This window comes from Rhizobium sp. GN54 (genome assembly GCF_021026345.1).
In the GTDB taxonomy this organism is placed as follows: Bacteria; Pseudomonadota; Alphaproteobacteria; order Rhizobiales; family Rhizobiaceae; genus Mycoplana.
Genome location: NZ_JAJNCZ010000003.1, coordinates 425,189 through 438,915 on the forward strand (window position 1 = coordinate 425,189; position 13,727 = coordinate 438,915).

Annotated in this window: 14 protein-coding genes; 11 read left to right on the top strand and 3 right to left on the bottom strand. The window is 67.6% G+C overall.

What is annotated here, in order from left to right:
- The first annotated feature begins 76 nt into the window (after positions 1-76).
- Together LQK81_RS11155 and LQK81_RS11160 are read left to right on the top strand one after the other, a co-directional pair.
- On the top strand, positions 77-769 hold the full coding sequence (locus LQK81_RS11155; protein WP_230806310.1) for a response regulator transcription factor: 693 nt from the start codon (positions 77-79) through the stop codon (positions 767-769).
- A complete protein-coding gene (locus tag LQK81_RS11160) occupies positions 766-2,109 on the top strand; it encodes a sensor histidine kinase (protein ID WP_230806312.1) in 1,344 nt (447 codons plus the stop codon). The genes LQK81_RS11155 and LQK81_RS11160 overlap by 4 nt, the downstream gene beginning before the upstream one ends.
- 25 nt (positions 2,110-2,134) lie before the next feature.
- Here the strand turns inward: LQK81_RS11160 and LQK81_RS11165 are convergent, their stop codons facing one another.
- Positions 2,135-2,341, bottom strand: a complete 207-nt coding sequence (locus LQK81_RS11165; RefSeq protein WP_230806314.1) for a DUF1737 domain-containing protein — start codon at positions 2,339-2,341, stop codon at positions 2,135-2,137.
- Entirely contained in the window at positions 2,338-3,249 is a 912-nt protein-coding gene (locus LQK81_RS11170; protein ID WP_230806315.1) for an HpcH/HpaI aldolase/citrate lyase family protein, read from the bottom strand. Before LQK81_RS11170 ends, LQK81_RS11165 begins: the two co-directional genes overlap by 4 nt.
- A 170-nt stretch (positions 3,250-3,419) precedes the next feature.
- On the opposite strand from LQK81_RS11170, the gene LQK81_RS11175 reads away from it, so the two are divergent.
- The 4 genes from LQK81_RS11175 to LQK81_RS11190 all read left to right on the top strand — a co-directional run bounded on the left by LQK81_RS11175 (position 3,420) and on the right by LQK81_RS11190 (position 5,925).
- Positions 3,420-3,668: a hypothetical protein gene (locus LQK81_RS11175; protein ID WP_230806317.1), complete on the top strand. Its 249-nt coding sequence runs from the start codon at positions 3,420-3,422 to the stop codon at positions 3,666-3,668.
- 147 nt (positions 3,669-3,815) lie between these two features.
- Positions 3,816-4,421, top strand: a complete 606-nt coding sequence (gene leuD / locus LQK81_RS11180; RefSeq protein WP_230806319.1) for a 3-isopropylmalate dehydratase small subunit — start codon at positions 3,816-3,818, stop codon at positions 4,419-4,421.
- Positions 4,422-4,435: 14 nt separating this feature from the next.
- Positions 4,436-4,816 carry a RidA family protein gene (locus LQK81_RS11185; protein ID WP_230806321.1) on the top strand — a complete coding sequence of 127 codons (381 nt, stop codon included), beginning with the start codon at positions 4,436-4,438 and terminating at the stop codon, positions 4,814-4,816.
- A gap of 674 nt (positions 4,817-5,490) precedes the next feature.
- Positions 5,491-5,925, top strand: a complete 435-nt coding sequence (locus LQK81_RS11190) for a metallopeptidase family protein (RefSeq protein ID WP_112599404.1) — start codon at positions 5,491-5,493, stop codon at positions 5,923-5,925.
- A gap of 94 nt (positions 5,926-6,019) precedes the next feature.
- Here LQK81_RS11190 and putA read toward each other — a convergent pair whose 3' ends face one another.
- Positions 6,020-9,721, bottom strand: coding sequence for a trifunctional transcriptional regulator/proline dehydrogenase/L-glutamate gamma-semialdehyde dehydrogenase (gene putA, locus LQK81_RS11195; RefSeq protein WP_230806323.1), 3,702 nt, complete (start codon positions 9,719-9,721; stop codon positions 6,020-6,022).
- 192 nt (positions 9,722-9,913) lie between these two features.
- Here putA and LQK81_RS11200 point away from each other — a divergent pair, with 192 nt between their 5' ends.
- From LQK81_RS11200 to LQK81_RS11220, 5 genes are all read left to right on the top strand, one after another.
- Positions 9,914-10,414: an Lrp/AsnC family transcriptional regulator gene (locus tag LQK81_RS11200; protein ID WP_230806325.1), complete on the top strand. Its 501-nt coding sequence runs from the start codon at positions 9,914-9,916 to the stop codon at positions 10,412-10,414.
- Between the two features lie 80 nt (positions 10,415-10,494).
- Positions 10,495-10,794, top strand: a complete 300-nt coding sequence (locus LQK81_RS11205) for a DUF6074 family protein (RefSeq protein ID WP_230806327.1) — start codon at positions 10,495-10,497, stop codon at positions 10,792-10,794.
- 248 nt (positions 10,795-11,042) lie between these two features.
- Positions 11,043-11,543 carry an RrF2 family transcriptional regulator gene (locus tag LQK81_RS11210; protein ID WP_230806329.1) on the top strand — a complete coding sequence of 167 codons (501 nt, stop codon included), beginning with the start codon at positions 11,043-11,045 and terminating at the stop codon, positions 11,541-11,543.
- 118 nt (positions 11,544-11,661) lie between these two features.
- Complete coding sequence (locus tag LQK81_RS11215; protein ID WP_230806331.1) at positions 11,662-11,862, top strand: hypothetical protein; 201 nt, start codon at positions 11,662-11,664, stop codon at positions 11,860-11,862.
- Positions 11,863-12,321: 459 nt separating this feature from the next.
- On the top strand, positions 12,322-13,692 hold the full coding sequence (locus LQK81_RS11220) for an FAD/NAD(P)-binding protein (protein ID WP_230806333.1): 1,371 nt from the start codon (positions 12,322-12,324) through the stop codon (positions 13,690-13,692).
- Positions 13,693-13,727 lie beyond the last annotated feature (35 nt).

A 13,727-nucleotide genomic window follows, 5' to 3' on the forward strand; every position in this document is an offset into this window, starting at 1 on the left:
CTTGATCGCATCCGCAAAAATCTGGACGATGAGCGCGGATGCGTCCGGTTCGGGCGCGCTTCCTAGAGGATGCGGCATGCGGGTGCTTTTGATCGAGGACGACGCCATCCTGGGCGAGGCGGTACGCGACCATGTCGCCGCCGGCGGCCATGCCGTCGACTGGGTGCAGGAGCTCGACGACGCCCGCGCCGCGACGAAAGCGGTCAACTACGCCCTGATCCTGCTCGACCTGCGCCTGCCCGACGGCAGCGGCATCGCCTTCCTGCGCGCCCTGCGCGACGCCGGCGACAGGACGCCGGTGATCATCCTGACGGCGCACGACCAGATCTCCGACCGGATCGAAGGGCTGAACAGCGGCGCCGACGACTATCTGGTCAAGCCGTTCAATCTGGGCGAACTGTCCGCCCGCATGCTGGCCGTGGTCCGCCGCTACGGCGGCAACCCCTCCCCGGTCATCCGCCTCGGCGCGCTGGAGATCGGCCCGGCCGACCGGCGGATCGTCTCCGACGGCCAGGAAATCGTCCTCTCCGGCCGGGAATGGGCCGTTCTCGACGTGCTGCTCGCCCGTCCCGGCGCCACCGTCTCCAAGGGGCAGATCGAGGAAGCGCTCTACGCCTTCGGCTCCGAGATCGAAAGCAACACGGTCGAGGTCTATGTCAGCCGCGTGCGCAAGAAGCTCGGCCACGACCACATCCTCACCGTGCGCGGCGTCGGCTACCGGCTCGGGGCTCCGGCATCTGGGAATTCCGCAGCAGGGAACCCGACATGAGGGAACCCAGCATCACCCGCAGATTGACGCTGGCCCTGGTCGGCGCGCTGGCCGGCTTCTGGCTGCTCGCCGCCGGCCTCGGCGTCCTGGTCATGCAGGACGAGTTCGCCGAGATCTTCGACAGCGCCCTGCAGGAGACGGCCGAGCGCCTGCTCATCCTGGTCGCCGACGACGTGGAGCGCGGCGACGCGGCCGGGTCGAACGCCCGGCTCGAGAACGTGGTGCCGGCATCCGGCGAGGAATACCTGACCTACCAGTTGCGCAACGACCGGGGCGACGTCCTGCTGCGATCGCACGACGCCCCCGCGACACCTTTCGACGCACCGTTGAAGCGAGGTTTCTGGCGCAACGACACCCACGAGTTCTATACCGCCGTCACGCACGGCGACGACGGGCTCTACCTGCAGGTGGCCGATGCGCTTGCCAATCGCCGCGAGGCCCTGGTCGAGGGCGCCATGGCCCTGTTCCTGCCCGTGCTGCTGCTGGTGCCGGCCAGCATCGCGCTGGTCTGGTTCATCGTGCGCCGGACGCTGGCCCCCATCGACGAACTGCGCCAGGCGATTTCCAGCAAGGACGGCGGCAATCTCGCCGTGATCGCCCGCGAGGGAATGCCGCGCGAGCTTCTGCCGATCGTCCGCTCCGTCAACCTGCTGCTCACCCGGCTGAAATCGGCGCTCGAGGCCGAGCGGGAATTCACCGCCAACAGCGCCCATGAACTGCGCACGCCGATCGCAGGCGCGCTGGCGCAGACCCAGGTGCTGATCGACGAACTCCCGGCAGGGGCGAAGAGGACGCGCGCCCGCCAGGTCGAGGCCTCGCTGGCCAAGCTCAGCCATCTGGCGGAAAAGCTGCTGCAGCTCGCCCGCGCGGAGGCCGGACTGGGCGCTGCCGAGGCGCCGGTCGACCTCGCCCGCGTGCTGGAACTCGTGGTGCTCGACTTCCAGCGCGACCCGCAGGACACAGGGCGGCTGCGGCTTCACCGGGCGGACGGCGCGACGCTCCGGCATCCGGCGAGCGAGGACGGGTTTGCGATCGCGCTGCGCAACCTGATCGAGAACGCGCTGGTGCACGGCGCCGATGAAGCGCCCGTGGACGTCTTCCTCGACCGCGACGGCACGGTGCGGATCGTCAACGAGGGACCGCTTCTGGCCGGCTGGGAACTGGAAATGATCCGCAAGCGGTTCGGGCGCGGGCGGACTACCGCCAAGGGTTCCGGGCTCGGGATCTCCATCGCCGAACGGCTGCTGGCGCAGATGAACGCCCGCCTCGAGCTCGCCTCGCCGCCTGCGGGGCGCACGGGCGGGCTGGAGGCCCGGATCGTCTTCGCCCGGACAGGCTGAGCGCAGGCCGGCTGGCGCGGGCGGACTACTGTTCCGACAGCTTCATGTCAGGGTCGTAGTCCCTGCCCTCGACCTCCTTCACCACCGCCTGGCCGCATTGCATCAGCTTCGTCTCGGGGTTGAAGGCATAGGTGGGCGAGCCGTGCAGCGACCAGCCCTTGTTCAGGGCGAGCGTCACCTTGTGGCAGAAGGAGGAATCGTCAGGGGCGGTGAGGAGACGGTAGACTTTCATGGGCTGCTCTCTTTGTCTGCGATGAGTTTGGCCTTGGCGACGAGGCGGGTCGCCTGGTCGAGGTGCAGGCGCTCGACCATGCGGCCGTCTAGGTTGATCGCGCCCTTGCCGGCGTTCTCCGGCAGGGCGAAGGCTTCGACGATGGCCCGCGCCCCGGCGGCCGCGGCCTCCGACACGCCGAACAGCCGGTTGGCGCCGGCGATCTGGGCCGGATGGATCAGCATCTTGCCGTCGAAGCCCATCTGCCGGCCCTGTTCGCATTCGGCATCGAAGGCGTCGAGGTCGGAAAAGCCGTTGTGCACGCTGTCGATCACGTCGAGCCCCGAGGCCCGCGCGGCGACGACGGCCTGCATGAGGAGCGGCATCAGGTAGGGCCGGCCGGGAACGTCGGCAATGCCGGTCGCAAGTCGCAGGTCGTTCAGACCGATCACGAGGCAATCGAGCCGGCCGCCGCTGGTGCGCCCGACCTCGGCGATCGCAGCGAGGTTGAGGATCGCCGCCGGCGTCTCGATCATCGCCCACAGGCGTGGACTGTCATCGGCACCCTGCTCGCCTAGCCAGTCCGCGGCCGCCAGCACGTCCTGCGGTCCCGAAACCTTGGTCAGCAGCACCGCGTCGGGCGCGATGTCGAGCACGGCCTGAAGGTCCGCGGCACCGTCCTCCTCGGCAAGGGGATTGATGCGGACGATGCATTCCCGCCTGCCGGAGCGACCCAGCGTCGCGAAATGCTGCCTCAGCGCCGCGCGCGCCTCGGCCTTCTTCTCCGGCGCCACGGAATCCTCGAGGTCGAAGATGATGCCGTCACAGGCGAGCGACGACGACTTTTCGAGCGCCCGGGCGTTGCTGGCCGGGACGCTGAGCAGCGACCGGCGCAGGCGGAGCGGATGATTTTGGAACGGTGCGTTCATGACGTCTTCTTGCCCGGCTTCCCGCAAATGAGCAAGTCTCCTTGCCGACATCGGCCGGGGCCGAACTGACGAACCGCAAACTGCGACATTCTGGCGTCCCGGCGACGCTGTCACAGCCTTGTAATGAACACATTCAATGCCCACATTCATGGCCAGAGAAAGGGCCAGTCATGCAAAGCATCCGCTCCATTTTCCTCGCAACCGCAGCCATCGTCATCGCCGGCGCGACGCTCGTCTTCGCCGCCTCGATCGGCCTTGCCCTCGCCGGCATCGCCTCCGTGGTGATGCTGGGGAGCTGGATCTCTGCCAGGCTCCAGCCGACGCCTGTCCGCGCCAAGGTCTACGCCCGCGCCGGCAAGCCCGGCCAGCGCGAGCCGCGCGTCTGGAACGACGGCCGCGGCACGATCATCGACCTCTGATTTGCCGACCCGGTCCCGATCCGGGTAGGCCGCCGGTCGCCGGCGGCCCTGATCTTGCGTCCTGCCGCAAGATTCTTCTTCAATTCCCGGCAAAACTGCTCTAAACGCAAGCCCGGAACGATCCGCATCGCAATCGAGGTTCACGTCATGGACAAGTTCGTCAAGCTGACCGGCGTCGCCGCGCCGCTGCCCGTCGTCAATATCGACACGGACATGATCATTCCGAAGGACTACCTGAAGACCATCAAGCGCACCGGTCTGGGGACGGGTCTCTTCGCGGAAGCGCGCTACAACGAGGACGGCTCGCCCAATCCGGATTTCGTCCTGAACAAGCCCGCCTACCAGAACGCCAGCATTCTCGTCGCCGGCGACAATTTCGGCTGCGGCTCCTCGCGCGAGCATGCGCCTTGGGCACTCCTCGACTTCGGCATCCGCTGCGTCATCTCGACCTCCTTCGCCGACATCTTCTACAACAACTGTTTCAAGAACGGCATCCTGCCGATCGTCGTCAGCCCCGAGAACCTCGAGAAGCTGATGGACGACGCCAGCCGCGGCTCCAACGCCGTGCTGACGGTGGACCTCGAGGCCCAGGAGATCTCCGGCCCCGACGGCGGCAGGATCGGCTTCGAGATCGACGCCTTCCGCCGCCACTGCCTGCTGAACGGCCTCGACGACATCGGCCTGACGCTGGAGAAGTCGGCCGCGATCGACAGCTTCGAGAAGAGCACCGCCGCAGCCCGCCCCTGGGCCTGAGCGCTCTTCGGCACATGCGCCGCCTGATCTCCTCCGGATCGCCCTTCGAGCGCACCGCCGGCTATTCGCGGGCGGTGGTGCAGGGCGACTGGTGCTTCGTCTCCGGCACGACCGGCTACGACTACGCCACGATGACGATGCCCGCGGGCGTCGAGGCGCAGACCCGCAACTGCCTCTCGACCATCCAGGGCGCCCTGGAGGAAGCGGGCTTCGCCCTCGCCGACGTGGTGCGCTGCCACTACTATGTCACCGACGCCTCGTTCGCCGACATCGTCTTCCCGATCCTCGGCGAAGCCTTCGGCGAGATCCGCCCGGCCGCGACCATGATCGTCTGCGACCTGATCAGGCCCGAAATGCTGATCGAGATCGAGGTCACCGCATTGCGGCAACGCTGAACGGCCGTCGCAGGCATTTCAGAAATGGACATGCGATCGCGATCACGCGCGGGAGCCGCCGTGGCATGGGTTCAGTTTCGGACGGGGCACTGAAAGCTGCCTCATCTGAAAATCGAAAATGTAGCACCTCTCAGTGCCCCGTTCGGCGGTTTTTGCCCGCAACTTGGCCCTGCTGCTTCCGCGGACTTCCATCCGCGGCCCTGTGCGTCACCCGGACGCGTCCGGAGCGAAACTCGGGACAACCCGCCGTCTCCAGAGGAAGGCCTTTCTGCGAACCCCCGATGCCGGGACGTGCGTCCTTTCCCGGCACCAGGCACCGGCCCCGCCTCGCCGCGACGTCTCGCGGTGCATCCGATGGCGGAACGGAAAGATCCTGACATGCCGCCTGGGGGGCGGGGACATGCGGACGAGACAATTTTTCGCAAGCCGAACCGGCGCCAACCGGGCGATGAAGAAACGTCAAGGCTTATCAGCTATTTGACGGGAACGGACAGATCGCCATGTCGCGCCCTTCCGGCTACGGCCGCGGTGCGCGTCCCCGCAGGCGGGGCGCCTGCCCCCGCCACGAGGGCTTGTGACGGGGCTTGGCACAGGGACCGGCGACTGGCGACCGGCAGGGAATCATCCCTCGAAAAGCCTGCGCGAAATGCTATATGACGTGTAAAGGAGTGCTTATGGCCCGCATCGACCAGACAGAAGATTGGCGCAACCGCCACGCCCCGACGATCAGCACGTTCGAGTCGCTGGCGCTGGAGGCCTATGGTCACCTGCCGGAGGAGTTCCGCGCGCTCACGGGCAACCTGATCATCGAGATTTCCGACTTTCCGACCGACGACGTGTTCGAGGACATGGCGCTGGAGACGCCCTTCGACCTTTTGGGCCTGTTCGAGGGGCGCGGCATCTCGGAGCGCTTCACCGTCGAGACCGGCGAGATGCCGAACCGCATCACCCTCTACCGCCGCCCGATCCTCGACTACTGGGCCGAGAACGAGGAGACACTGGGCGACATCGTCACCCATGTGCTGATCCACGAGATCGGCCATCACTTCGGCCTGTCCGACGACGACATGGAACGGATCGAGGCCAGCGCCGAGATCGCCGCAGGCTGAACCGCCTCCCGCCGCGGATCGGGCGGGAGCGCCGTGAAAGGGCGGCCGCTACGGCGACAGGCGGCACCGGCCGCCTCCCGCCGTCATCAATGCCTCAGCCGATCGCCATCAGGCTGGCATTGCCGCCGGCGGCGGTGGTGTTGATCGAGGTCGAAACCTCCTCCAGAAGCCAGCTCAGGCAATAGGCATCCGCACCGGTGGCCGCGAGCGCCTCGCTCGAGGCGGCCTGGACCAGCACCAGCGGACCGGGCAGGGCGGCGATCCTTTCATTGGCCGCGCGGATCTGATCGCTGTCGCCCTCGACCAGCGCGCCGGCGAAGGGACCGCTTTTGGCCCAGTCGTTCGACCAGGCGATCCGGGCCGCGACGCTTGCCGGCAGGTCCCTGAGCGCGGACTGCAGGCCGCAGGCCGCATCGATCACGGCGCGGTTGCCGGTGGCAAGGACGGCCACGATCTGGCTGTAGAGACCGTTTTCGGTGCCTGGCACCAGCAGCACCTGCCCGCGCGGGTGAAGCGCATAGAGATTGCGCTCGCCGACAGGGCCGGGCAGCTCGATGTCGAGGCCGAGGGCCGAAGCGCTGCCGGTATCGCGGGCGGCCTGCGCCTGCATATTCATGCCGCGCTGGCCGAGCCACCGGGCGAAATCCGTCAGCGCCGGATCGGTATGCACCGAGCTGTGCTGCGGCGGGATCGGCGCGACCTTGACGAGACGGCCGAGATAGAGCGGGCCGCCGGCCTTCGGACCCGTGCCGGAGAGGCCGCGCCCGCCGAAAGGCTGGACGCCGACCACGGCGCCGATGATGTTGCGATTGACGTAGAGGTTGCCCGCCTTCACCCGGCTTGTCACATGCGCGATCGTCTCGTCGAGGCGCGTGTGAAGGCCGAAGGTGAGGCCGTAGCCGGTGGCGTTGATGTCGTCGATCAACCGGTCGAGATCGTCGCGCCGGAAGCGGATGACGTGCAGGACCGGGCCGAAGACCTCGCGCTTGAGCTCCGAGAGGCTGTCGAGCTCGACGATCGTCGGCGGCACGAAGGTGCCCGCGTCTGTCGCAGCCTCCAGCGCGATCTGCTCCACCTTGCGACCCTTCTTGCGCATGCCCTCGACATGCCCCTCGATGATGCCCTTGGCCTCGGCGGTGATGACCGGCCCGATATCGACGGAGAGCCTGTCGGTGCGGCCGATCTGCAATTCGTGCAGCGCGCCCTTGAGCATGCCGAGCGTGCGCTCGGCCACGTCCTCCTGCAGGCAGAGCACGCGCAGCGCCGAGCAGCGCTGGCCGGCGCTGTCGAAGGCGGACGCGATCACGTCGAAGACCACCTGCTCGGCCAGCGCCGACGAATCGACGATCATCGCGTTCTGGCCGCCGGTCTCGGCGATCAGTGGGATCGGCCTGCCATCGGCAGAAAGCCGGCCGGCGAGCTGCGCCTGGATCAGGCGGGCGACCTCGGTCGAGCCGGTGAACATGACGCCGGCGACCTCGGGGGCGGCGACGAGCGCAGCGCCGACGCGGCCGTCGCCCGGCAGGAGCTGCAACGCCTCGGCCGGAATGCCGGCCTCGTGCAGCAGGCGGACCCCTTCGGCGGCGATCAGCGGCGTTTCCTCCGCCGGCTTGGCCAGCACCGGATTGCCGGTGACGAGGGCGGCGGCGATCTGGCCGGTGAAGATCGCCAGCGGGAAATTCCACGGGCTGATGCAGACGACCGGGCCGAGCGGCGCATGCGCCGGACCGAGCGTGCGGCGGGCCTGCTCGGCATAGTAGCGCAGGAAATCGATCGCCTCGCGCACCTCGGCAATGGCGTTCGGCAGCGACTTGCCGGCCTCCCGCACGATCAGGCCGAGAAGGGTCGGCATGCGCGCCTGCATGGCATCGGCGGCGCGCACGAGGCAGGCGGCGCGCTCGGAAGGCGGCACGGCGGCCCAGCGCGGAGCGGCGGCGGCGGCGAGCGTCACGGCAGCCCGCGCGGTCTCCTCGGATGCCTCGGTGACCGTACCGACCAGGTCGCGATGGTCGCCCGGGTTGAGGACGTCGCGGGTCGCCCCGCCGCCCGCACCGCTCGCAAGCTGCGGTTCGGCCTTCCAGGCGATGGCGGCGCTGGCTTCCAGCGCGTCGCAGAGCTCGGCCAGCGTCGCCTCGTTGGAAAGGTCGAGGCCCGCCGAATTCGGCCGCGCGCCGTAGAGATCGGTCGGCAGCGCGATCTGGTCGTGGCGGGCGCCGACGACCGCCATCGAACGGACCACCTCGACGGGATCGGCGATCAGTTCGTCGATGGAGACGGCCGGATCGGCGATGCGGTTGACGAAGGAGGAATTGGCGCCGTTCTCCAGCAGGCGGCGGACGAGATAGGCCAGCAGCGTCTCGTGCGTGCCGACAGGCGCATAGATGCGGCAGGGCCGGTCTAGATGGCCGCGGCCGACCACCTCGTCATAGAGCGGCTCGCCCATGCCGTGCAGGCACTGGAACTCGTACTTGCCGACGGTGAAGTCGGGACCGGCGAGATGATAGATGGCCGCCAGCGTCTGGGCGTTGTGGGTGGCGAACTGCGGGAACACCGCGTCCGTCGCCGCAAGCAGCTTGCGGGCGCAGGCGATGTAGGAGACGTCGGTGTGGACCTTGCGGGTATAGACGGGGAAATCGGCAAGACCGTCCACCTGGGCGCGCTTGATCTCGGCGTCCCAGTAGGCCCCCTTGACGAGGCGCACCATGATGCGCCGGCCCGAGCGGCGGGCGAGGTCGATGATGAAATCGAGCACGAACGGGCAACGCTTGCCATAGGCCTGGACGACGAAGCCCATGCCGTTCCAGCCGGCAAGATCGGGATCGGTGCAGAGGCTTTCCAGGAGGTCCAGCGACAGCTCCAGCCGGTCGGCCTCCTCCGCATCGATGTTGAGGCCGATGTCGTAGCGCTTCGACAGCAGCGCCAGCGCCTTCACCTTCGGCAGGAGTTCGCCCGTGACGCGCCCGGCCTGCGCACGCGAATAGCGCGGATGCAGGGCGGAGAGCTTGATGGAGATGCCGGGGCCCTCATAGATGCCGCGGCCGGCAGAGGCCTTGCCGATGGCGTGGATGGCGGCCTCGTAGTCGCGGTAGTAGCGCTCGGCATCGGCCGCCGTCGTCGCCGCCTCGCCCAGCATGTCGTAGGAATAACGGAAGCCCTTCTGCTCCAGCGCCCGCGAACGGTTGAGCGCCTCGTCGATCGTCTCGCCGGTGACGAACTGCTCGCCCATCATCCGCATCGCCATGTCGACGCCGCGACGGATCACAGGCTCGCCGCAGCGGGCGATCAGACGGGTCAGCGCGGCGGAGAGGCTGCGGTCGTTGACGGTGCCGGTGAGCTTGCCGGTGACGACGAGGCCCCAGGTCGCGGCATTGACGAACAGCGAGCGACCGCCGCCGATATGCGACTTCCAGTCTCCGTCGGCGATCTTGTCGCGGATGAGCGCATCGCGGGTCGCCGTGTCGGGAATGCGCAGCAGTGCTTCGGCCAGGCACATCAGCGCCACGCCTTCCTGGCTCGACAGCGAATATTCATGCACCAGCCCCTCGACGCCGGTGCCCTTGTGCTTGGCGCGCAGCGCCGTGATCAGCTTGCGGGCGGTGGCGGCGATGGCGGCACGCTGCCCGGGCGGAACCGTCGCCGCCTCCAGGAGCGGCTGCAGGCATTCGGCCTCGGGACGGCGGTAGGCGGCGGTGATCGCCTGGCGGAGCGGATTTTGCGGGCGCAGCGGCGGGGCAAAATCGGCAAAGGGGCGACCGGCAGGGATCGCGGCTTCCGGGGAAGAGGAGGTCTTGGTCATGGTGGCGCGCTCTCGGAAAGATGGGGCAATTCGACCGGCCGTCCGGCCGGGCCGCGCCGCTTCGCCGGTCATCCCCGGCGCGCCCTCTCGCAGCGGAGCGATGGTAGCATCGATGCGAATTCCATGTTGACTTGATTTTGCGACAGATTAGGCCGATCAATCTGATTAGAACTCGTTTTTAAGGCAAACTGAATGGCAAAGGCGCAAACCATCGACGATTTGGACCAGTTCGACATTCGCATCCTCGACGTGCTCAGCCAGGACGGACGGATCTCCGTGACAGAGTTGTCCAGGCGGGTGGGATTGTCAAAGACGCCGTGCCAGGCGCGGCTGAAGCGGCTGATCGACGAGGGCTTCATCCTCGGCTTCCACGCCGAGATCAACCTGCGCAAGCTCGGCCTCGACCATATCGCCTTTGCCGAGGTCAAGCTGTCGGACACGCGCGAGAAGGCGCTCGAGGCGTTCAACAGCGCCGTGCGCCGCATTCAGGAGGTGGAGGAGTGCCACATGATCGCGGGCTCCTTCGACTATCTTCTGAAGGTGCGCACCTCCGATATCCGGAGATATCGCGAGGTGCTGGGGGAAAAGATCTCCAGCCTGCCGAACGTCGCCAACACCTCGACCTTCGTCGTCATGCAGGCGGTCAAGGACAGTGGCGCAGCAAGCCCGGCGCTCACGGATGTCACGCGGTGAAACGGAATAACGAAGCGGAAACCTGACGTTAACCATGCGCCCCGTATGCAGGACCGATCGCATACGAGGGGACAGCATTCATGAGCGCCGCATCCGCAACCGCCCGCCCGACGACGAGCACGGCTCCGATTCCGTTTCCGATCGCAAGGCGGACGAAGGTGGTGCGCCGCTGCGCCGCCGAACTGGAGGCCCTGCATGGCGAGCCGGCGCTGGTCTACTGGCGTTCCGAATGCCGCAAGCTCGCCGAGGAACTGCTCTCGCTCGGCTGCGAGGAGGCCGAGATGCGCCTGCAGGTGCTCGACTTCCAGGACGAGGTCCAGGCCGAACTGCGCCGCCGGCAGGAGGCCCGCAGCCTGCGCGAAAACGCCGGCACGGCCTGATTCGCCCACCCCGCCCACGCCCGCTCATGACCATGCGCACAGACATGTGACGCAGTTCACGGATTGTGCCGGCGAAATATATATTTTTTATATGTTTTTAGGATCTGCGTGCCTAAAATGCGGCGGAATCATCCCTATGGATGACAGCTATTCGATCCCCCCGGGATAGACGGTCGGTTTCCGGCAGGCGGGCACGCTTCGTGCGCGTCCCGCCCGGAAACATTTTGCATCTGGAAAGCAGTAAAGACATGCTGACGAAGAAGGGTAAGTACGGGTTGAAGGCCTTGGTCGATCTGGCGCGGCTGGCGCCCGGCGAGACGGCTTTCGTCAGCGAGATCGCGCTCCGCAACAACATCCCGAAGAAGTTCCTCGACACGATCCTGCTCGAACTGCGCAACGCCGGCATCCTGCGCTCCAAGAAGGGTCCCGGCGGCGGCTATGCGCTGTCGCATCCCGCATCCGCGATCAGGATCGGCCATGCCATCCGCGTGCTGGATGGGCCGCTGGCGCCGATCCGCTGCGCCAGCCGCACCGCCTACGAGGCCTGCGACGATTGCGCCGATCCGCAGGCCTGCCAGGTTCGCCGCGCCATGACCGACGTCCGCGACGCAATCGCCGCCATTCTCGACACGATGACGCTGGAGCAGTTCGTCGCCGCCCCCGGTGCCGCAGGCCTCGTCGACGACGAGATCGAAGCGCAGGAGGCTGCAGGCCTGGCGCCTCTCGAAAGGGCGCGTGCCGGACAATGACGACTGCGGCGCCGGCCGTCCTATAGAGCACCAAATCTATAGACTATTGACATTCGCCTTGTTTCCGCCATGATCCCTTCACGGTCGTTAACGACCGGGGAAGATCAGGAGTGGGCGCATGTTCTATATGGGCGGAATGACGCTTGGCTATTTCTCTCCGCATCCGGCCGAAGCAGGCGCGGGCGATCCGGGAGAGGCGCCATCCGTCACCGACCGGAAGACGGAGCGCAAGGGGCTCCTGGACTTCCTCAAGCCCGTTTCCCAGGCACCGAAGTCACCGCGCCGGCCGCCGGCCTGGCCGATCCACGTCTTCTATTGACGGCGACGGCATCTGCCCGGCGAGCGAAGCGGGGCCGGACGCTCGGACGGGCATTCAGCCGGACCCACCGCCCGGTGTTGCGATCGACGCCCGCCTTCTCTGACACGACATCGCGGTCCGGCCTGCCGGATCGGATCGACTCGAGGAGCGATGCGGCCGCAGGGTCGACGAATTTCCCCACAGATTGAATGATGAATGGCCACGCGGGCGCACAGGGACTGTATCCCGCAAGCACTATGTCTTCAGGTTCGGGCATTGCCTGCGGCAGGAAACCGGCGTTCCGGGCCTCCGCTACTCCCCTCTGCGGAAGGCTTCCCGCAGTGCAAAATTATATTCTATAGATTTTATAGAAAATTGCGTTATCATCTCGTCCCTGCGCCCCTGAGGCCGTACCCGATACCGGGCCGGCCGTTTCCGGCCGATGCCGGAGGGATGCGCAAACAAGGGAGAGAACGCGCCATGTCTTCTCGCAACGCTGTCAGGGCAAACCCTTCGATGCAGCCGGCCGACGGCCATCCGCACATCGCCATCGTCGGACGCGGCCCGGCCGGCATGACGACGGCGATCGCCCTGCTGCGCCGCCTGCGCCGGCCGTTCCACCTGTGGATGATCGACGCGGCCGACTTTCCCCAGAGCTTCGGCAACGGCCCCGCCGGGCAGGCGCTGATGAGCGAGCGGGCGGGCCAGCTGTCCGCGCTCGCCGACCGGCCGCTGGATTTCGTCGACTGGCTGAAGGCCGGCCTGGACAGCGGGCGCGGCACCGTTCTGGCACTTCGCGGCTTCGAAAACGTCTATGTGCCGCGCTCGGTCTTCCGCGACTATCTGACGGCCCGTTTCGGCGAGGCGTTCGCCGCCCGTCGCGACACGACGGTCCAGACCGTCACCGCCGCCGTCGCCGCCCTTCGGCCGGCTTCGGGGGGCCGCCTCTGCCTGGTGCTCGACGACGGAAGCGAAATGGCCTTCGACCAGGTTTTCCTGTCGACCGGACATGGCCGGCAAGGGGGCGAGGCCGCCTCCTGGCGCACCGCCGAACAGCTTCTCTGGAGCCGGCAGCGCAAGGCCGGCACGCCTCTTCTCGTGGCGGGAGACGGACCCCGCATGACGGCCATCCTGCTGCATCTGCGCGCAAGCGGCCATTCGGGCCAGATCCGCATCCTCTCGGAAGGCGGCCGCCTCCCCGAACCGCATACGGCCACGCTCGTCGATCCGCTGACGCCGGCGGTCTCGGCAGCGACAAACCTCGCCGAAACGCTGCGCCACCTGCGCACCGACAGCGCCCGCAACATCGCGGCCGGCGGCAGCTGGCAGGCGGTGACCGATGGCCTGAACTGCCAGTGGCCCGCCTTCTGGCGCGCGCTTCCGCCGGAGGCGCGCAAGCGCTACTGGCGCCATCTGCGCGCCCTGCATCGCATCCGCTCCGAGAGGATCGCGCCGGAACTGCACGGCAGGCTCCTGCGCGACCTGCGCAATCCCGCGACCGAACTGGTCGACGCCCGCGTCATCGGCACGGTGGCGGACGGCGTCCTCGTCAGGCGAAGGGGCAGCCAGAGGGCGGACGTCATGCCCGGACGGCTGATCGACTGCAGGGAGGACATAGCCCGGCCGGCAGACGGCCTGCTGCCCGAACAGGGGCCGACCATGCACGTGGAAGACGACGGAAGGCTGATACGATGGGGCGCGGCCGCTCCCGGCCTGCATGTCCTCGGCCGCGCCGCCGGTTGCCTCAGGCCCGATATCCGGCTGTTCGCGGACACGGTCCGGCAGATCTATCGGGCGGCGACCCGGCTCGACGCCTTGCGCGCCGACGTTTCATCCCGCTCCCGGGCCTGAAGGGAACGCCACCCGGCATGGCTCGCCGCCACCGC